A 19,159-nucleotide genomic window follows, 5' to 3' on the forward strand; every position below is an offset into this window, starting at 1 on the left:
CCCCATCCTGACACTGGGTGCGCTTCTCATTCTAGTCGCTTGTGAAACCGGCAGTTCTCCCGTCGATGATGCTGGTGACTCTGACGGCGGCACAACAACCGGCGACGGCGACACAACCGGCGACGGCGACGGCGACGGCGACGGCGACGGCGACGGCGACGGCGACGGCGACGGCGACGGCGACGGCGACACAACCGGCGACGGCAACGGAGACGGCGACGGAGACGGCGACGGCGACGGCGACGGCGACGGCGACGGTGACGGTGACGGCGACGGTGACTCGTACGAGGATTGGTGCGAAGTGTGCGTGGCCCCGCCGCCGGACATGAATTGCGAGATCGTCGCGGGTCCGAACCAGAATGTAGAGATCACCACTTCGCCCGAGAGCCACGACTATGATCTCGACGAGGACTGCACGGTCCTGAGCGTCTCAGCGACCAAGGTCGAGCTCGACTGCCAGAGCTTCGATACGGTCACCATTGACCTCATGCTCAACGAGCCCTGGACGCCGAACTTCGAGGTCGACGCGACCTTGCATCTGAGCGCGAGCGCCATGAATACCGACTGGTGGGAGGTCGACTGGCGCCTCGATCATCTCGACCAGAGCCTGGCGATCGCGGGGCGCCACGCCTTCTACTACGCGACCAACGTCGACAGCATCGGGCTCGACACGATCCCGGTCGACGTGGTCGCCAACGCGTGCACACCGCACTGCTACGACGGGGCTGCCACGCGTGAAGTGGGCCTGACCTTCGAGTTCGAGGGCGAGCAAGGGACCCTGTTTCGCGGCGGACACGCGAGCCTCGCAGAGCACGAGGTCTGGGTGACCCACGCCAAGCAGAAGGTCTGTGATCTGTACGGCGACGAGCCCAACGGCCACATCGGCGTGTTCGTCTCGGGCAAGCCCGCGGACTGATCTCGACTCGACTCGACTCGAGGCCGACTGGGCCCAAGCTCTCGGCCTCGACCCTCACAACAAGTCCGAGGCGCCCCAGTCCCACATCCGCTTGATCTTCTTGCACTGCCCGCGAAGCTTGGCCATCGCCTCGCGGTTGTCGCCGTAGGCCGGAAACACATCGACCAACGCGACATCAGCCTCGAGCTTGGGCAGCAGCGCGAACGCATCTCCACCCGCAACCCGAACCTGCTCGCGGCCATGCTCGGCGAGCACCGCCATCGCCCGCGGCATGATCAACTCCACGAGCTCGCGCGAGCGCTCGACCACGGTGATCTCCGTGACCGCGCGGCGCTTGCCGACCTCGATCAGCTGGTGCGCGAGCCCGAGCCCGGCGATCACGACCTTGCCCTTGGCGAGCCTGGTCCCCGGCCGCAGCGTGAGCAGCTCGGCCGGGGTCAGGCTCATCCACGGGAAGGTCCGGAAGGGCTGCCCGGGCCCCTTGCGCTCGAACAGGATCGGGATCTCGATGTCGCCGTCGAAGATCACCGTGCCGGTCTTGCGCCCCCACCAGGTCTCGAGCGGCTGACCGCGACGGTGGAGCCGAAGGGCGTAGCGAAAGCGACCGCCGTCCGAGTCGACGTACTCGCCCTCGCGCAGCTCCTCGACCCCACGCGCCGAGGGCTTGACCTCGGCGAAGAGGTTGACGGTCGGGTAGGTCTTGGCCTGGATGTTGAGCTCGGGCGCCCACCTGAGCTTGCGGCCCCAGGGCACGCAGCTGCTCAGGCGGCGGCACACGTCGGCCGCGAGGTGGGCTCGCTGGGCCTTCGTGAGCTCGACCATGACGCGGGCGCCGAGCGGGAGCTCAGAGCTGGCTGGCGGCGAAGTCCCAGTTGACCAGCGAGTCCAAGATCGTGCCGATGAACTTCGCGCGGTCGTTGCGGTAGTCGATGTAGTAGGCGTGCTCCCACACGTCGATGGTGAGGACCGCGGTCTTGCCGTGCTTGAGCGGGGTGTCGGCGTTGCCCGTGGTCATGATCTCGAGCCCGTCTTGGCCCTTGACCAGCCAGCCCCAACCCGAGCCGAACTGCCCGGCACAGGCGGCGCTGAACTTGGTCTTGAAGTCGGCGTAGGAGCCGAACGCGGCGTCGATCGCCTTGGCCAGATCGCCGCTCGGCTCGCCGCCGCCGCCGGGCTTGAGGCAGTTCCAGAAGAAGGTGTGGTTCCAGACCTGCGCGGCGTTGTTGAACACGCCGCCCTCGGCGCCGCGGATGATCTCTTCGAGCGACTTGCCGGCCCACTGCGTGCCCTCGACGCCCGCGTTGAGCTTCTTGACGTAGCCGGCGTGGTGCTTGCCGTAGTGGTAGTTGAGGGTCTCCTCGCTCATGTGGGGGGCGAGGGCGTCTTTGGCGAAGGGGAGCTCGGGAAGTTCGAAGGACATCGGAAAACCTGTCGTTGGTGAGGAGTGGGCTCGCGCGCAGGCCGGAGTCACTCACGGCGCGCGTGGACGCCGGGACTATTGCCGCACCAAGCGCAAGGATCAAGCAGACGGCTGCTGCATCGTCATTTGGCCATTTTGTTGGCGTGCGCGGCTCGTGCAGCCGACGTGGCGCCGCTCACGTCGTCGCGGGCGCGGTGCCGGACTGGAGCCGACGCATCCACGCGCCGAGGGTACTGCGCGGGACGTCGAGGATCCGCGCGGCCCGGCGCACGCTGCCCTCCTCGGCCACGACCTGCTGCAGCAGCGCCGCGTGCATGCTCGCGTAGGTGCCCCGGGGGACCGAGATCAGATCCCCGCGCGGGCGCGGCTCGTCGGTCGAGGGCAGGAGCTCCATCGCGGTGATCGGCCCCTCGCACAGCGCGGCCGCCCGGAGCACGGCGTTGCGCAGCGCCCGGACGTTGCCCGGCCAGGCGTGGGCGAGGGCCTCGGCGGCCGCAGCCTGCGAGAGCACGACCTCACGGCCGAGCTCGGCCGAGGCCCGATCGACGAAGTGCGCGAGCAGCAGCGGGATGTCCGTGCGCCGACGCCGAAGCGGGGGCAGCTCGAGCGCGACGACGCCGAGGCGGTGGTAGAGGTCCTCACGAAAGTCCCCGCTCTCGACCATCGCGCGCAGGTCTCGGTGGGTCGCGGCGACGATCCGGCAATTCATGTCGACCTCGGCGTCGCCGCCGACGGGGGTCAGGCGCCGGGTCTCGAGCACCCGCAGCAGCTTGGCCTGGGCGTCGATCGGCAGCTCGGCGACCTCGTCGAGGAACAGGGTCCCGAACCCGGCGCGCACGAAGGCGCCCGCGTGATCGCGGTGGGCGCCCGTGAACGCCCCGCGGCGGTGACCGAAGAGCTCCGACTCGAACAGCCCGGCCGGGATCGCGCCGCAGTTGAGGGCCACGAAGGGCGTCTCGGGCAGGGTCCCGAACTCGTGGAGGGTGCGCGCGGCCAGCTCCTTTCCGGTTCCGGTCTCCCCGTGCAAGAGCACGGGCAGGGGCAGCAGCGCGAGCTTCTCGAGCTGACGGCGCAGGGTCTTCATGACCTGCGAGCGACCGAGGAGGCGGTGCTTGGGCGGGTCGGCCTCGGGCTTGCTGCGCGCCCGCTGCGGCCGGACCTCGTCGACCGACTTGTCGATCCGCGTGACCGACATGCGCACGCGCCCGATCTCCACCTTCATGCCCGGCTCGAGGATCGCGCTGTCGACCGGGACGCCGTCGACGAGGGTGCCGTTGGTCGAGCCGAGGTCCTCGATGCAGTAGCCGCGGGGCGTGTAGATCACGCGGGCATGGCGGCAGCTGGTGAAACGGTCTCCGACGCGCAGCTCGCAGTCCTCGGCCGAGCCGATCAGCAAGGGCTTGCAGTGCGGCAGCGAGTGCTGGCGGCCGTCGTCGTACTCGAAGGCCAGGCGCAGGTGGGGGTCGCTCTCTCGGGGCAGGCGGTCGGTCAGACAGTGCTTCATGGCCCATGGGTGTCGATCCTCGCGCGGGGGCCTTTGCAGAGTTTTTGCTCACGGCGGGCGCCTATTTTTGGCGGCTCCGAGTCGCGTGTCGCGGCTCACGAGATTGTGGGCCGTCATTGGGTCCGCTACACTCCGCGGCCATGGCCGCGAAGTTCGACCCCAACATCGAGCTCAACCCCAACCCGATCCTGCTCGGGGTGCTGGTGCTGGTGCTCGCCGGCTTCACCACCGTCTTCATGATCATCAAGACCGGCGACACCAAGCCCGACACGCCCGCGCCGACGGCCCAACCCTGAGGTGGCTGTGAGGTCCTTGGTCGGGGCCGCGCTCGTGCTCGCGCTGGCCGGGTGCGAGAAGGATCCGCCCTCGGCCAAGACGCCCGTCAGCCGCGACGACGCGCTCGAGCCCGCCGAGCCCGCGCTCGTCGTCGAACAACCCGGGGCCGCGCCGAGCCCCGTCGACCCGGACCCCGAGCCCGCTCCCCAAGAGCCGAGCTTCGGGACCACGAAGATCGTCACCACGCAGATCCCGTGTCAGACCGACGCCGACTGCGTGAAGGCCTCGTGCTGTCACGCGACGACCTGTGTCGCGGCCGCCGACGCCCCCGACTGCTCGAGCGCGACGTGCACCTTGGACTGCCGCGGCGGGACGATGGACTGCAACGGCGGGTGCCTGTGCGCCGAGGGTCGGTGCGCGGCCAAGCTGTGGTCGGCGCCCGAGGGCTGACTCAGTCGCAGCTGTAGCTGACAGAGTTGATCACGACGTCCTCGACCGGGACGTTGTCGAACTGCCCCTGGTCGGCCACCGACACCGCCGAGATCGCCGCGAGCACGTCGGCGCCGTTCGACAGCACACCGAAGGCCGCGTAGTCGCCGTCGAGGAAGTGCTGGGGCCCGTCGCAGATGAAGAACTGCGAGGTCGCCGAGTCGGGCTCGGGCGTGCGGGCCATCGAGATCGCGCCGTCGACGTGGGTCAGCTCCGGGCTGGTCTCGAGCACGATCGGCGGCATCGTCATCTTGGCCACCATCCCCGGGGTGAATCCCCCGCCTTGGATCATGAAGCCGTCCATGACGCGGTGGAAGATCGTGCCGTCGTAGAAGCCCGCGTCGACGTAAGCCTTGAAGTTGGCCACGGTGATCGGCGCGTTGACCGGGTCGAGGCCGATGTACATCTCGCCCAAGCTCGTGCTGATCACGACCTCGTTGCAGTCGCCGTCGCCGGTCGTGTCGCCGTCGCCGTCACCGTCGCCCGTGGTGTCGCCGTCGCCGTCGCCCGTGGTGTCGCCGTCGCCGGTCGTGTCGCCGTCGCCGTCGCCGTCGCCCGTGGTGTCGCCATCGCCGGTCGTGTCGCCGTCGCCGTCGCCGTCGGGATTGGAGGTCTCCGTGCCCGAGCTCAGCTCGTCGCCAACATCGTCACCGACATCTTCGCCGCACGCGGGCCCGAGCGAGCACAGACAAAGCAAAGCAGGGACGACCAGGCGAGCTTGCATCCCGCAAATGTAGCCCAGGCCGGCTCCGTGTCACCACTCGATCGTCTCGAGCCCGTGGCGCCCCATCGCGCAGTAGATCGTGTCGCCGTCGAGGATCGGCCGGTAGCAGCCGCCCCAGCCCGGGACCGAGGGCTGCTTCAGCTATCCAACGCCCGCCCCGCGCACGCCTTGGAGCTCGAGCAGGTCTGCGCGGCCACCAGGCGCACATCACGCAACACCGTCGTACCGAGCAACTCCTCATGCGCAGACATGTGTTCGTCCGCGACGACGCCGGTGAAAGCCCCCAACGACAAGCTGAACATCGTCGGGTTCGCAGACCCGACCGGGGCATTCACCTACTACCGGCAGGGGTTCCCGCGAGTCCCCAAAGACGCATTGTTCAATGTGTCCATCAGTCGAAACGAGTCGACCGAATTCACCGGCGCGCCGCGGATCGTGTTTTGGGTGGGTGGCGGAACCGGCCAACCGAGGATGCTCTCCATCATGCAGTGTCATGGGGATCTGCCCCAACTCGTGGTGGAGTCGTGGGGTGCGCAGATGCTGATCGGTCGAACCTGAAAGCAGCATGACTGTCCACGAGTCAACCAACGTAGAGTTGACCCCGTGGGCGTTTCGGGTCGCCCGGTCCTCAACCAGGCCAAGCGAGGCGGCGCGAGGCATTGCACCACGGGCTGCTAGCGCCGCGCCGCGAGGGCCAACACCAAATTCCGCAGCAGACGAATGTCGGCGTGGAGCCCGTCGAGCGGGCTTTCGGCCGCGGCCGTGGCCTCCCCCTCCCCTTCGTCCTCATCTGCGTCGCCGCTCCCGTTCACGTCCACGATCGTATCGGGGTCGCCCGCGCCGATCGTCATGACCGGGGCCGGATAGCGCAGGTAGGGCGCGAGCGAGGGCATCGAGAGCTGATCATCGAGCAGCAGCTCACGGCCGTCGGCGGCCACGACCCGGCGCGCGAGCTCGGCGACGCCCGCGTCGTAGTGACCCGAGAGCACCGCCGCGGGCATCCGGCTGGTCATCGGACGATCCAGGGCCACGAGCGCGACGGTCTCGGCCCCATAGTTGGCCGACCACGCCGCGTGGACCGACTGCCCGGCGGCGAGGCCAGCGTCTGCGGTCAGCAGGAGCACCAGCGAGTAGGGCGTCGGCGTGCTCCGGCGGCTCCACTCGGCGAGCTGAAAGAACGCGCCCAAGGTCGCGAGCAGCCGGATCGTGTGGAGCTCGGCCATGCGCGGATCGGGCGTGTCCCAGGCGCAGGTCAGGACCACGGCCTCGTCGGGCTGCTCGCGCCCGGTCACGCGGCCGAGCACGTTGTGCGACTCGACCACGTAGCTGTGGGTCGCGAGGTTGACCTCGAGCATCCAGGCCTCGTCGTCGCCGAGCGCGGCCTCGATCGGCTTACGGGCCTCGGCGGCCACGAGGCCCTCGATCAGCAGGGCCTCGTCGCCCGCGCCCGCGCGCCGAACCTGGCGCTGCCACAGCTCGCGGAAGCGCTCGATGCCCGGACCGTCGTCGCGGGTCAGCAGCAGGCAGCCCACGGCCCCGGTGTCGCGGACCGTGGACATCAAGGTGTCGACCCGCGCGGGGGCGTCGTCGCTCGACAGGTCGAGCCCCTTGGGCGCCCGAAACACCGCCACGCGACCCGCGAGGGGCGAGGCGGGCAGCGGAGTCTCGTAGCTCAGCACGGGCCCGAGCAGCAGGCGCTCGTGGGCGACCGCGTCGCCGCGCTGGCGAAAAGCCCCGAGCGCGCCCAGCTCGATCGCGCGCGACGGGAGCTCGGGCTCGGGCTCGGGCGGCGCGTCGGGCTCCTTCGGCGGCGGCGCGGGCTCGGGCGTCTCGCCCTCCGGCGGCGCCTCGCCCTCCGGCGGCGTCTCGCCCGCTTTTGACGCCGTCTCCGCTTCGGTCGGCGGCGTCTCCTCTTCCTTCGGCGGCGCCTCGGCCGGCTTGAAGGGCGCCTCGGACTCGGGCCGCAGGCGGACCCTGGCGACGTCGCCGGTCGGCTCGACGATGTCGAGCATGACCGGCTGGACCCAGCCGCCGCGGTTGCCGGCCGGGGCCAGGCCAAAGCCGCGCATGAGCTCGACGAAATGCGAGACCGCGCTCGGATCCCCGCTCGCCCGCTCGCGCAGACCGCCGCTGGTCAGACGCGGGATCTCGCGCTGAAGCAGCTCTTCGGTCAGGGCGCGCAGGGTCGTCTCGGCGTCTTCGAGCTGGTCGGGGATCTGCGGGGGCAGATCCGGGAACGCGAGCGGCAGCGCCTCGCGCTCGTCGGCGATCCCGAGGATCGGCTCGATCTTGCAACCGCCGAGGCCGAGGCACGCGAGGCCCCCGAGCGCCCGACAAAACCCCCGTCGACCCGACTTGCTCACGACGCGACCTCCTCGGATGTGGCGGGCTCGGCCGCGCCCTGGGTGAGCTCGATCAGCAGCGCGCGCACGTGTCGCTCGACCTCGACCTCCGACATCGCCGCCCAGGTGTCCATCCGGACCCCGACGCGACGGGTCTCGGGGTCGTGGGTAATCCGAAGATCGCTGCCAGCCCGGCGGTAGACACACATCCACAGCGCCCGGCGCAGGCGCTCGAGCCCGCGCTCGTCGAAGCCCGGCCCGGCGACGACCCGGGCCTCGATCGGGACCGCGGCGCGGCGGCTGCCGACGGTCACGGCGACCCGATCGAAGTCGGACGCGGGCACGTGGGTCACGCCGCCGTCGACCGTGCGCAGGCCGATGCGGAGCAAGCCGACGTCGCGGACCGTGCCCTCGAGCTCGCCGATCGTGACCAGGTCACCCTCGCGCAGGCGCGAGCGGGTTGCGAGCGAGAGCCCGCTGGTGAGGTTGCGCAGCTGCGTGGGCGCGATGAAGCCAGCGAGCATGACCGCGAGCACGATAGCGAGGACCCCGAGGGTCGGCGCGCGCACAAAGATCGGGCGCAGGACCCCGGCGACCCCGACCAACAGGCCGGCGACGCGCAGCCCGCTCGACAGCAGCCCGAGCCGCCGCCGCGGATCGATGCCGAGGCGCCAGGTCGTGCGCACGATCGCCGGCCCGGCCCAGGCCAGGACCCACGCGGCGCCGAGCACGAAGACCAGCCAGACCACCAGGCCCAGCGGCGAGATCCGCAGCAAGGCGTCGAACTCGGCCAGGAGCCGGGCGCCAAAACTCAGCTGCTGCTCGGTCATGCGCCCTCCTGATCATGAAACACGTAGAGCTCGGCGAGCTCGGGCGCGAGCACGTCACGCACGTGCGCGGGGCAGCTCAGGCGACCGCGGCCGTCGACGACGAGCAGCTCGGCGGTCAGCAAGAAGTGGACCCAGCGCTCGAGCTCCGCGTCCTCGCGCAAGAGCAGCTCGGCCAGGGCCCCGCGCCCGCTCGGCCCAAAGCGCACGACGCTCGCGAGGATCGCCAGCGCGGTGCTCGGCAGCTGGCGGACGAAGGGCAAGGCCCGCGCTCGGCCCCCGCGCTCGAGCACCAGGGTCTCGCCGTGGACGGCGCCAGCCCGACACCACTCGATCAGCGCGGCCCGAAGGTTGCTGCCGCAGGACTCGGCCAGGCCGGCGAAGTAGCGGCGCTGCTGCCCGCTGGGCTCGCGCCCGAGCAGCTTGGCGATCGCGCGGCGCAGGGGCGAGAGCGGAAAGGACAGCTCGAGGTGGCTGATCCGATGGCGGGCGAGGATCACCGCGGCCAGGGTCTCGCCGTCGAGCCGATCGAGCTCGATGACATCGGCGAAGCCGACGCGCAGCGGCCAATTCCGCGCGACCAGGCGGTGGAGCTCGCGCGAGGCCGCGACGATCCAAAAGCAGGTCGCGGAGGTCCGCGCGATCAGCTGGGCCAGGAGCTCGAGCTCGTCGACCGCCCGGCCGCCGAGCGGCAGCCGACGCTCGAGGTCGTCGACGACGATGACCCGGGGACGATCGAGCAGCCGCCGCATGATCGGGTCGAGCGTCGGCGCGCAGTGGAGCTCGCCCGCGAGGGCCTCGATGAAGCCGACGCGCTCCTCGGGCAGCCACATCATCTCGCGGGTCCCGAGCTTGAGGGTCGCGACGTTGAGCAGCGAGGTCTTGCCGCTGCCCGGGCCGCCGACCACGAGCACGCCGTTGGCCGTCCGCCCCTGCTGCCAGGTGCGCTCGGCCCTGCTGATGACCCGCAGCAGCTCACGGTGGGCGACGAAGAAGCGAGGGTCGCGGATCGCCCGGTCGTCGAACATCGCGACGTAGTCCGGGCTCACGCGCAGGGCGTTGTCGGCCTCGATCAGCTTGGCGATCGCGGCGGCCGAGGGCAGGCTCAGACCCGAGCGGAGCCGGTAGTCGGTGGTCAGGACCGCGGCGAACGTGGTGAAGCGCTCGCTGGCCTGAGCCCAGACCTCGGCCGCGCCCTCGCGCAGCTGGCTGAGCGTGCGCCCGAATTGGCGCCGGGCGATGTCGGTCCGACGCGAGACCCAGCGGGCTGGATCGCCGGTCCCGGTCGCGTCGTGGAGCGCGGCCGCGAGCCGATCGCCGAGGCCGTCGAAGTGAGCGGCCACGGTCTGCGCGGCCGCGCTGAGCTCGACCACGGTCTCGGCCTGGAGCTGCTCACAGCGGGCTTGGACGCGCTCGAGCCCGGCGCGGAAGTTGTCGAGGGTCGCGTCCTTGCTCTCGTGGCGACGGTAGACCTCGGTCAGCAGCTCGACGTCGTTGACCATTCCGGCCGCGGCCTGCTGGGTCTCGGACATCAGCTTGGCCGCGGCGTCGAGCTCACGCTCGGCGGCCGGGAGCACGCGCCCGGCGATCTCACCGTCGATCAGCTCGCGGACGTCGAGCTCGCGGCCGCGGACCTCGGCGGGGATCGGGGCGGCGATGACGAGCTCGGGCCCGACGAGGACCTTGGCCCCGGTGTCGCGGGCCGCGGCCTCGCGCAGCGCCTGGTGGATCGCCTTGCCGTCGCTCGACTTGCGCAGGCGCTGCTCGAGCTGGCGCAGGCGCTTGGACGCGGGCTTGGGCAGGAGCCCGCGGGCGTGGGTCGAGATCGCGTCGAGGGCCTCGTCGTCGACGGTCTCCACCTCGTCGATCGCGTCGCGCAGGGCTCGGAGTCGGCGCGCGAAGGCCCCGAGCTCCTCGTCGACGGCCTCGCGAGCCTCGCGCAGGTCGACCGCCCCTGCGCGGCTGTCGGTGATCCGATCGTCGAGCCGGCGGATCCGCGCGCTGACCTCGACGGTCTGCCAGCACGAGTCGATGACCTGGGGCCACTGCTCGGCCTCGGCCAGCAGCGCGCCGAGCTCACGCTCGATGCCCTTGGCGGCCTCCGAGAAGTCGATCTCGGTGATCGGCATCGAGGGCGAGTCGATCCGGGCGAGGACCAGGTGCATCCGCCGCGAGCCGGCCTCGAGCGCGCTCGCCACGCTGGCCCGGGCGTCGGCCGCGAAGCGATCGAGCATCGCGTCGAGGGTCTCGGCCACGAGCTCAGGCGCGAGCCCGCCCTCGAGCCGCCGCCGCAGGACGTCGGCGAGCCGAGCCTCGGCCCGACAGCTGGCCCGAAACAGCTCGAGGATCCCCGTGGCCAGGCGCGGCTCGAAGGCCTCGCGGGCGACCAGGCGCATGGGCAGCTCGCGGGTCTTGGCCCGCCGGCTGCCGAGCTTCACCGCCGCGCTCCGCAGCGCCCGCCGAACTCGCTCGCGCGCGCCCTCGCCCTCGCGGGGCGCGAGCCAGCGGGGCTCGAGCGGGACCCGCTGGGTGATCTCGAGGCGCTGGGGGTGACTGGCGGCGCGCTCGAACAGGGCCGCGAGCTCGTTGGCCATCAGCGTGGCGTCGCTGTGCGGAGGGCTCTCGGCGAGCGCGGCGATCTGCGCGACCGAGCTGGCGTCGAGGTGCGCGAAGGCCTGGCGCCGGAGCGCGAGCCAGGGCGTGACGACCTCCGAGACGCCGCGCTCGAGCTCCTCGGCGACGAGCTCGCGCAGGCTCTCGAGCCTCGCGTCGAGCTCCGGGCTCAGCGGATCGAGGGCGACGAGCGGCGGGGCCTCGTCTCGAGCCCTCGCGGCCTCGCCCTCGTCCTCGACCGGGGCCGCGGCCTCGCCCTCGTCCGGGAGCTCGCCCGCGCGCTTGAGGCCGACCCGCAGCGCCAGCGGCCCGCCCAGCAAATTGACCGCCACGAAGGCCATGCCGATCGTCAGGATCGGGGCTTGAACTTCGGGCAGCTTGCCGGCCGCGATGTCCACGAGCCCGAGCGTCACCCCGGCCTGGGGCAGGTACGAGTACCAGGCGTTGTCGTTGACCTCCGCGGCCTCGTTGCCGACCCGGTTGCCGACCCGCGCCGACAACCAAAAGCCCCCGGCCCGGACCACGACCAAGACCAGCGCCAGCGGCAGCACCTGCAGCGTCGCGTCGATGTCGATGTCGGCGCCCGCGGTCGTGAAGAACACGACGAACACGGGCAGCGAGACCAGCTCGAGCGGGTGGTGCAGTTCGTGCCCGTAGTCCGAGAAATTGCGGACCGTGAAGCCCGCGACGATGAAGATCAGCAGCAGCTCGAGGTGGAGGGCCTCGGCGAACTCGGCGCCCACGAGCACGATCGCGGCCACGAAGAGCAGCATCTCGGCCTTGATCCAGCGCATGTAGGCGATCAGCATCGCGCCGACGATCCCGCCCGCGACGACCGAGAGCCCAAGCTCCTCGCCCACGTGGATCAGCACGTCGACGCCGACGCTCCCGCCGCCCATCAGCGCCTTGGCGATCGCCACGCAGATCGCCAGGACCACGACGACGACCAGATCCTTGAGCACGGCCGCGCCGAGGACCAGCTCCGACAGCCGGCCCTTGGCCCCCGACTCGCTCACGACCGCGAGGGCGATGCTCGGCGAGGTCCCGAGCGACAGCGCCGCGAACACCAGCCCGACCGCCATCGCCTCGGCCGTGGTCCCGAGCCCGAGCGGATGAAAGGCCAGCTCGACCCCGACCAACGCCGCGCCGATCAGCGGCGCCGTGATCACGATCTTGGCCCCGACCGTGGCCAGCAGCGTCTTCGTGAGCCTGGCCAGGGCCTTGGTCTCGAGCTCGAGGCCCGCGGTCAGGGCGATCAGCCCGACCGCGAGGGTCTTGAACATCCCCATCTGCTCGACGACCTCGCTCGACAGCACGCCGCCGACGAAGGGCCCGAGCACGATGCCCGACAAGATGTAGCCCGTGACCTTGGGCAGGCCGATCGTCGCGAGCAGCTCGGCGACCGCGAACGCGGCCAGGATCACGAAGCCGATCGCGGCCAGGGTCAGGGGGTCGACCGCGCCGAGGCTCTCGGTCCCGAGCAGGCGCAGCCCGACCATCATGGCCAGGAGCGCGAGGACCACGAGCAGTCGCTTCATCGCCGCCACAGCTCCCGCGAGAACACGCTCAAGAGCACGAAGAGCTCGAGCCTACCCGCGACCATGCACCCGCACAGCGCGAGCTTCCCGAGCGCGGGCACGACCGCGAAATTCTGCGCGGGCCCGACCGCGTCGAGGCCCGGCCCGACCGAGCTCAGGCAGGCCACGGTCGCGCTCATCGCGGTCATCAGCTCGAGGTCGAGGGCGACCAGGAGCAGCGAGGTCGCGACGAAGATCAGCAGATAGGTGACAAAGAACACGAGCACGGCCGAGATCACGCCCGGGGGCATCGACTGCTTGCCGAGCTTGACCGTCGCGACTGCGTGGGGCGCGGCCAGTGAGCGCAGCTCGCGGGTCATGACCTTGAACATCAGGTAGACCCGGACGACCTTGATCCCGCCGGCCGTCGAGCCCGCGCAGCCGCCGACAAACATGCACAAGAACAGCAGGTAGCGGGCGACGTTCGGGTAGGTGTCGAAGTCCTCGGTCATGAACCCGGTCGTGGTCGTGACCGCCAGGGTCTGGAAGCTGGCGTAGCGCAGCGACTCGCCGATCGAGGGGTGCCGCGACCAGATCGACCACGCGACGACCACGGTCACGACCACGTTGAGGCCGAGGTAAAAGCGCGTCTCGGGGTTGGTGAACAGCGCCCGCCAGCGCCCGCGCGCGGCCGCGTAGTAGAGCCCAAAATTGAGCCCGGCCACGAGCATGAAGGCCGCGGTGATCCAGTCGATCGCCGGGTTTTGGTAGGCCCCGATCGAGGCCGCCTTCGGCGAGTAGCCGCCGGTCCCGAGCGTCGACATCGAGTGGCAGATCGCGTCGAAGATCGGCATGCCCGCGACGACCATCAAGATCGCGCACAGGACCGTGAGCCCGCCGTAGATCCACCACAGCGCGACCGCGGTCTGCTTGATGTGCGGGCGCAGGCCCTCGGTCGTCGGGCCCGGGACCTCGTTGCGAAACAGCTGCTTGGCGCCGACGCCGAGCTGCGGAAACACGGCCACGAACAGCACGACGATGCCCATGCCGCCGATCCAGTGCATCTCGCACCGCCACAGGTTGCTCGCGCGCGACAGGCCCTCGATGTCGCCGACGACCGTGGCCCCGGTCGTCGTGAAGCCCGAGACCGCCTCGAACAGCGCGGCCGCCGGGTCGAGCAGCGCGCCCTCGAGCATGAAGGGCAGCCCGCCGAAGATGCCCATGACCAGCCAGATCAGCACGACCACGCCGATCGCGTCCTTGTGGTTGACCTCCTGGTCCTGGTCGCGGCCGAGGCGGGCGAGCAGCAGGGCCACGAGCACGCAGGCGAGGCCCGAGGCCAGGTAGGCGATCGCGCTGCGCGACCGGCCGTCGAAGATCGCGAGGCCGAGCGGCGCGAGCATGGTCGCGGCCACGATCGCCAGGAGCGGCGCCGCGAGCTTGGCGACCACCCGCGGGGTCACGCCGCGCCCCCGATCGGCTTGCGGCGCAGGGCCTTCTCGAGCATCCCCACGCGGCCGCCGGGCAGCGCGACCACGAGCACGTCGTCGGCCGCGAGGGTCGCGCGAGGCTTGGGCGCGCGGATGCTGCGGCCGGCGATGACCAGCGGGATCGCGCCCGGCGGCAGCGGCAGGTCTGCGACGCGAACGTCGGCGACGCCCGGGCGCAGCTCGACGAGGTCCACGGCGATCTCGCTGAGCGAGCTGCGACCCACGATGGTCCCCCTTGGCATCAGCCCCCGGATGACCCGCGCGATCGTCTCGTGAGGGCTGGCCGTCCCGCTGACGCCGAGGTGCGAGTACACGCCCGCGTAGCCCGGCCGATGAACCAGCGCGAACACGTGGTCGACGCCGAGCTCGCGGGCGAGCAGCGAGGTCATGAGGTTGGCCTCGTCGGACCCGGTCACGGCCAGGAGCGCGTCGACGCGACCGACGTGCTCCTCGCGCAAGAACGCGATGTTGGTCCCGTCGCCGTGCAGGATCTGGACCCCGTGGAGCTGCTCGGCCAGCGACCAGCAGCGCGAGCGATCGCTCTCGATCAGGCGGTCGAGCAGCCCGCGGGGCCCGAGCAGACCCGCGAGTTGGATCCCGACGTCGCCGCCGCCGACGATCGTCGTGCGCATCACCCCGGCCGCGGGCGTGAGCTCGTGGAGCAGCTCGAGCAAGCCCAGCGGACTGCAGGCCATCAGCACGACGTCGCCGAGCTCGGCGTGCTCGATCTCGGCGCTCGAGCGCAGCTGCCCGGCGCGGACGATCGCGCGGATCGGCTCGGGCCAGGTCGTCGCCCGCGCCCGGCTGCCCGCCAGCAGCGGCGAGTCTTCGCCGATCACGTGGCTCGCAACCTGGACCCGCCCGGCCGCGCAGGCCACGACCTGGCGCGCGCGCACGGCCGCGAGCATGCGCAGCAGCTCCACGCCGACCAGCCGGCTCGCGCAGACCGAAGCCTCGATCCCGAGCACCCCCGACTCGAACCCGCGCTTGGACTCATAGAAGGCCGGATCGTCGACCCGGGCCACCGCCCGCGTCGCGCCGAGATCGCGCGCGAGCGCGGCCGAGACGAGGTTGACCGAGTCGTCTGGCGTGACCGCGATGAACAGATCCGCGCGCTCGACCTCGGCCTTGCGCAGGACCGAGCGGTGGGTGCCGTCACCGACCAGGGTCAGCGCGTCGAGGCCCTCTTCGGCGCTCGCGAGCTCGCGGGCGTCGGGGTCGATCAGGATCAGGTCGGCCTCATTTTGGAGCGAGCGGCCGAGGTGGCGGCCGACCTCGCCGGCTCCGACGATCACGATCCTCATCATTTGGGCTCCTCATCCTCGTGGTTGGCCTCAGCGGGCCCCGCAGGCTGAGCTCCGGCGGGCTCGGCGGGCTCGGACGACAGGTGTGGATCCAAGCGCTCGACGCTCGCGTCTTCGCTGTCTTCGCGCTCGACCTTGGCCCGCGGACGGATCGCCCCGGCGTTGGCCAGGACCTGGCGCAGCGTCCGGACCGCGAACAGATCGGTGATCAGCATCGGGACCAGGACCGCGCTGAGCACCAGCGACCCCCCCTCGGGGTGGCCCTGCGCGTAGCTCAGAGCGATCGCCGCGGCCAGCGATCCCTGACCGATCAGCCCGCCGCCCACGCGGCGCAGCTCGACGCCGTGGACGAAGGTCGAGACCGTGAAGCGCGAGGCCAGCAGCCGCGCGCCCACGCGCGTGACCAGGTAGGCGGCTGGGATCAGCCACAGCCAGCCCGTGACCGGGCGCCAGGCGATGCCTGCGAACACCATGAGCAGGATCGCCACCGGCCGCCGGAGCCGGTCGAGGTTCCCGCGCAGGAGCTCGCTGTGGCCCGAGGTCGCCGCGACGGTCAGCCCGGCGACGAGGTTGACGAAGAGCGGCGAGACGCCGAGCGCCGCGCCGATCCCGGCGGCGAAGATGACCACGCCGATCGTCGCGAGGTAGAGATCTTTGGTCCCGCCGATGAACAGCGTGAACAGCAGCCCCGTCGCGCCGCCGGCGACGGCGACCAGCAGCGACCACTCGACCAGGCTCAGGCCGTAGCTGTCGGCCGCGTCGATCGCCCGATCGCCGGACAGCGCCGCGCCGAACACCAAGATCGCGATGATCTGCCCGGCGCTAGCGAGGTCGTGAAGCAGCACAACCGGCGGACCCTCGGCCCGCCAGCGCTGGGCCGTGGCCTCGATCGCGGTCGACGAGGCGATCGCCGCCGCCGCCCCGAGCGTCAGCGCCAGCCACAGGGCGTCGTCGGCCGCCCACAGCTGATACAGACGGGTGCCGTCGGCGAAGACCGGGATCTCGACCATCGGGGTCGGATCGGCGAGGTACGAGGGCTCGAGCCACTGGACCATGCCCAGGACCGTGAGCCCCACGACCACGACCACGATCAAGGCCGCGAACGACCCGGCCAAGAAGTGCTCGAAGCGGCGCAGGGCCTCGCGCGCGTGGAGCCCGACCAGGAAGCCGAGCAGCCCGAGCAGCAGCGAGATCAGCAGGTCCAGCGAGCGCAGCGTGTCCTCGTCGATCAGGCCCCACGGCATCAGCGGCCCGATCAGCACGCCGACCACGGCGTACTCGATGCCCGAGACCAACGCCACGCGCTCGGCGTAGCGGTGAAGCAGGCGGCTGACCACGAACGCGAAGACGATCAGCGCGACGAGGATGAGGGTGGTGTTGTCTTCCACGAGCTCGCGGTGGCGTCACGACACCACAGGCCCGGGATCCAAGCAACCAGATCGAGCTCGGCGGCCGGGACAGACCGCTCCGCGAGTAGCGGGGATTACCGACCCATCGCGGCGATGGGTCGCCACCACTGAGCCCATGACTTGCTTGCGATTGCGCTCAGTGGTGGCGACCCCCTGGCGGCTTCACGCGCGACTGTGCTCGCGCTCGGGCGTGCCGACGTCTCGACGGCCGAGGGAGACTCGGGCACGAGCAGCGGCGCCGAGACCGGCGATGGCGATGGCGATGGCGACGGCGACGGCGGCGAGTGGGCTGCGGGCAAGCTCCTGCCGACCGCCCCCGAGCCCAACGCGCGCGCTTTTCTCGATCGGCCCTCCTACTCGAACTCCGCCACGCTAACAATGAAGCCCTCACCACCGCTCGGCCCGATCGTCTGCCCCGTGTACTCGAACGTCGCCCGCAGCGACTCACCCTCGAGGCCCCAGTTGATCAGCCCCCGGATCGACGTCCCGCTGACCTCGACGAGCTCGGTGAGCCCGGAAGAGAGCTCGGAGGTCGGCGAGAGCTGAGCTTGGACTTGGAAGACGGCCTGGTCGTTCGTCCGCTCGACGGTGATCGGGATGGACACGAACACCACGCCATCGGAGCCGGCGAACGAGAGCACGCCGTCGGCCTGGACCGCGTCTCCGGCACACGCCACTCCGGCACCGCCACCGACCTTCATGGAGTAGGTCAGGCATCACCTGGTGCGGGGGATCGCTCCGAGCCGACAGTGAGACTGGACCTGAATCAAGCGCTGCGCGCTCGACTCACTGCTTCGCTGCGAGAGACCATCGGCTCACGCTACTGGCGCCAGAGCCTCCACCCATGCGCGCGCGCCGGCCCTTACCGGCGTAATTTTCGTGGGTCCGACCGCCAGTGCTCGCCACAGTCGGCCTCATAATTGAAAAACAATGAGGATTGACGATCCACATCTGGGGCTCGATCTACGCCTCAGCGATCCCTGCCTGCACAGGGATCCCTATTCGATCTACGCGCGGCTGCGGGCGGCCCGGCCGCTGATCCGCTGCGAGCAGCCCTTCATCGGCGAGGCCTGGCTGATGACCCGCTACGAGCAGGTCAGCGAGGTCCTCAAGGACGCGGGGCGCTTCAACAGCAACCCGCGCACGGCGACGGGCAAGCCCGGGCCCTTCGAGGGCCGCTTCACGCCGAAGATCCTCCGCACCTTCGCGCGCTCGATGGTCTCGACGGACGGGCTCGATCACCGGCGCCTGCGCGGGCTGGTCAGCAAGGCGTTCACGCCCGCGCGCGTCGACGAGCTCGGCGAGCACATTGAAGCGATCGTCGCCGAGCTCCTCGACGACGCCATGTCGGCGGCGGCCTCGGGCGGCGCCGTCGATCTGATCGCCGCCCTCGCGCTGCCGCTCCCGCTGCGGATCATCTCGGAGCTGCTCGGCGTCGACGCCCGCGAGCGGGACCGCTTTCACGCGAACGTCCAGTGCATCATGGGCATTGAGGGCGGCTGGGACATCGTCCGCAAGTCGCCGGGTCTGTTTCGGCTCTACCGTTTTTTTGACGCCCTGTTGAAGCGCAAGCGGGCGGCGCCGGGCGACGACCTCACGAGCGCCCTGATCGCCGTCGAGGAGCAGGGTGAGCGCCTGTCCGCCGAGGAGCTGGTCGGGATGATCTTCTTGCTGCTCTTCGCCGGCCACGAGACCACGGTCAACCTGATCGGCAACGGCACACTCGCGCTCCTCGACAACCCCGAGCAATTCGAGCGCCTGCGCGATGACCCCGCCCTGATCCCCCCAGCGATCGAGGAGATGCTCCGCTTCGACAGCCCGGCGCACTTCGCGAGCACGCGCTACGTCGCCGAGCCTTGCGAGATCGGCGGCATGAAGCTCGAGCGCGGCGCCGCGCTGCTGCCCTGCGTGGCCGCGGCCAACCGTGATCCTCAGGTCTTCGATGAGCCCGACCGCTTCGACGTCGGCCGCACGCCCAACCGCCACCTCGCGTTCGGGCTGGGGGTCCACTTTTGCGTTGGCGCGCAGCTGTCTCGGGTCGAGGCGCGCCTCGCCTTTGCGGCCCTCGTCGAGCGTTGCCCGGGGATGCGCCTGGCGATCGGGCACGAGCAGCTGCGCTGGCGCGAGAACAGCTCGGGCCTGCGCGGGTTGACGGCGCTGCCCCTTCGGCTCAGCTGAGGGCCGCCCGGCGTCGGTGGTCCGCTAGCAGCCCGGGGTGCAATGCATCGTGTCGCCTCGCGCCGGAATTTTCGCCGAGGGCGCGAAGCCAAAACGCCGCTGTACCGGGCGTACTGCAAGTTTTGGCGACAAAGCCATCGGCGAAAAGGC

General features: G+C 70.8%; 16 protein-coding genes. 5 read left to right on the top strand and 11 right to left on the bottom strand.

Annotation, left to right across the window (positions count from 1 at the left end):
- Positions 1-916, top strand: a 916-nt coding sequence (locus ENSA5_RS38745) for a hypothetical protein (protein ID WP_181198455.1), incomplete at its 5' end; no start/stop codon positions are given.
- A 54-nt stretch (positions 917-970) separates the two neighbouring features.
- Here the strand turns inward: ENSA5_RS38745 and ENSA5_RS34430 are convergent.
- From ENSA5_RS34430 to ENSA5_RS34440, 3 genes are all read right to left on the bottom strand, one after another.
- Complete coding sequence (locus tag ENSA5_RS34430) at positions 971-1,738, bottom strand: polyamine aminopropyltransferase (RefSeq protein ID WP_106395967.1); 768 nt, start codon at positions 1,736-1,738, stop codon at positions 971-973.
- A 22-nt stretch (positions 1,739-1,760) separates the two neighbouring features.
- The gene (locus ENSA5_RS34435; RefSeq protein WP_106395968.1) at positions 1,761-2,336 is read right to left on the bottom strand and encodes a superoxide dismutase; all 576 of its coding nucleotides are present in this window, start codon (positions 2,334-2,336) and stop codon (positions 1,761-1,763) included.
- 175 nt (positions 2,337-2,511) lie between these two features.
- A complete protein-coding gene (locus ENSA5_RS34440; protein ID WP_106395969.1) occupies positions 2,512-3,840 on the bottom strand; it encodes an FHA and sigma-54 interaction domain-containing protein in 1,329 nt (442 codons plus the stop codon).
- Between the two features lie 140 nt (positions 3,841-3,980).
- On the opposite strand from ENSA5_RS34440, the gene ENSA5_RS38750 reads away from it, so the two are divergent.
- Both ENSA5_RS38750 and ENSA5_RS34445 read left to right on the top strand, forming a co-directional pair.
- The gene (locus ENSA5_RS38750; protein WP_181198456.1) at positions 3,981-4,136 is read left to right on the top strand and encodes a hypothetical protein; all 156 of its coding nucleotides are present in this window, start codon (positions 3,981-3,983) and stop codon (positions 4,134-4,136) included.
- A gap of 7 nt (positions 4,137-4,143) precedes the next feature.
- On the top strand, positions 4,144-4,566 hold the full coding sequence (locus ENSA5_RS34445; protein WP_181198457.1) for a hypothetical protein: 423 nt from the start codon (positions 4,144-4,146) through the stop codon (positions 4,564-4,566).
- Between the two features lies 1 nt (position 4,567).
- On the opposite strand, the gene ENSA5_RS34450 is transcribed toward ENSA5_RS34445, so the two are convergent.
- Positions 4,568-5,329, bottom strand: coding sequence for a peptidylprolyl isomerase (locus tag ENSA5_RS34450; RefSeq protein ID WP_106395971.1), 762 nt, complete (start codon positions 5,327-5,329; stop codon positions 4,568-4,570).
- Positions 5,330-5,602: 273 nt separating this feature from the next.
- Between ENSA5_RS34450 and ENSA5_RS36685 the strand changes: the two genes are divergently transcribed.
- Positions 5,603-5,887, top strand: a complete 285-nt coding sequence (locus ENSA5_RS36685; protein WP_146156432.1) for a hypothetical protein — start codon at positions 5,603-5,605, stop codon at positions 5,885-5,887.
- 116 nt (positions 5,888-6,003) lie between these two features.
- On the opposite strand, the gene ENSA5_RS34455 is transcribed toward ENSA5_RS36685, so the two are convergent.
- The 7 genes from ENSA5_RS34455 to ENSA5_RS34485 all read right to left on the bottom strand — a co-directional run bounded on the left by ENSA5_RS34455 (position 6,004) and on the right by ENSA5_RS34485 (position 17,532).
- Positions 6,004-7,692, bottom strand: coding sequence for a zinc-binding metallopeptidase family protein (locus ENSA5_RS34455; protein WP_106395972.1), 1,689 nt, complete (start codon positions 7,690-7,692; stop codon positions 6,004-6,006).
- The gene (locus ENSA5_RS34460) at positions 7,689-8,501 is read right to left on the bottom strand and encodes a mechanosensitive ion channel domain-containing protein (protein ID WP_106395973.1); all 813 of its coding nucleotides are present in this window, start codon (positions 8,499-8,501) and stop codon (positions 7,689-7,691) included. Before ENSA5_RS34460 ends, ENSA5_RS34455 begins: the two co-directional genes overlap by 4 nt.
- The gene (locus ENSA5_RS34465; protein ID WP_146156433.1) at positions 8,498-12,649 is read right to left on the bottom strand and encodes a cation:proton antiporter domain-containing protein; all 4,152 of its coding nucleotides are present in this window, start codon (positions 12,647-12,649) and stop codon (positions 8,498-8,500) included. Before ENSA5_RS34465 ends, ENSA5_RS34460 begins: the two co-directional genes overlap by 4 nt.
- Positions 12,646-14,091, bottom strand: a complete 1,446-nt coding sequence (locus ENSA5_RS34470; RefSeq protein WP_146156434.1) for a TrkH family potassium uptake protein — start codon at positions 14,089-14,091, stop codon at positions 12,646-12,648. Before ENSA5_RS34470 ends, ENSA5_RS34465 begins: the two co-directional genes overlap by 4 nt.
- Positions 14,088-15,425 (bottom strand): Trk system potassium transporter TrkA, encoded by a 1,338-nt coding sequence (gene trkA / locus ENSA5_RS34475; protein ID WP_106395976.1) that lies wholly within the window; start codon positions 15,423-15,425, stop codon positions 14,088-14,090. Before trkA ends, ENSA5_RS34470 begins: the two co-directional genes overlap by 4 nt.
- On the bottom strand, positions 15,422-16,810 hold the full coding sequence (locus ENSA5_RS38755) for a cation:proton antiporter (RefSeq protein WP_181198458.1): 1,389 nt from the start codon (positions 16,808-16,810) through the stop codon (positions 15,422-15,424). Before ENSA5_RS38755 ends, trkA begins: the two co-directional genes overlap by 4 nt.
- A gap of 374 nt (positions 16,811-17,184) precedes the next feature.
- Positions 17,185-17,532 (bottom strand): hypothetical protein, encoded by a 348-nt coding sequence (locus tag ENSA5_RS34485; RefSeq protein WP_106395977.1) that lies wholly within the window; start codon positions 17,530-17,532, stop codon positions 17,185-17,187.
- A gap of 229 nt (positions 17,533-17,761) precedes the next feature.
- Here ENSA5_RS34485 and ENSA5_RS34490 point away from each other — a divergent pair, with 229 nt between their 5' ends.
- Complete coding sequence (locus tag ENSA5_RS34490) at positions 17,762-19,009, top strand: cytochrome P450 family protein (RefSeq protein WP_106395978.1); 1,248 nt, start codon at positions 17,762-17,764, stop codon at positions 19,007-19,009.
- The last annotated feature ends 150 nt before the right edge of the window (positions 19,010-19,159 follow it).

The sequence above is a fragment of the Enhygromyxa salina genome (assembly GCF_002994615.1).
In the GTDB taxonomy this organism is placed as follows: Bacteria; Myxococcota_A; Polyangia; order Nannocystales; family Nannocystaceae; genus Plesiocystis; species Plesiocystis salina_A.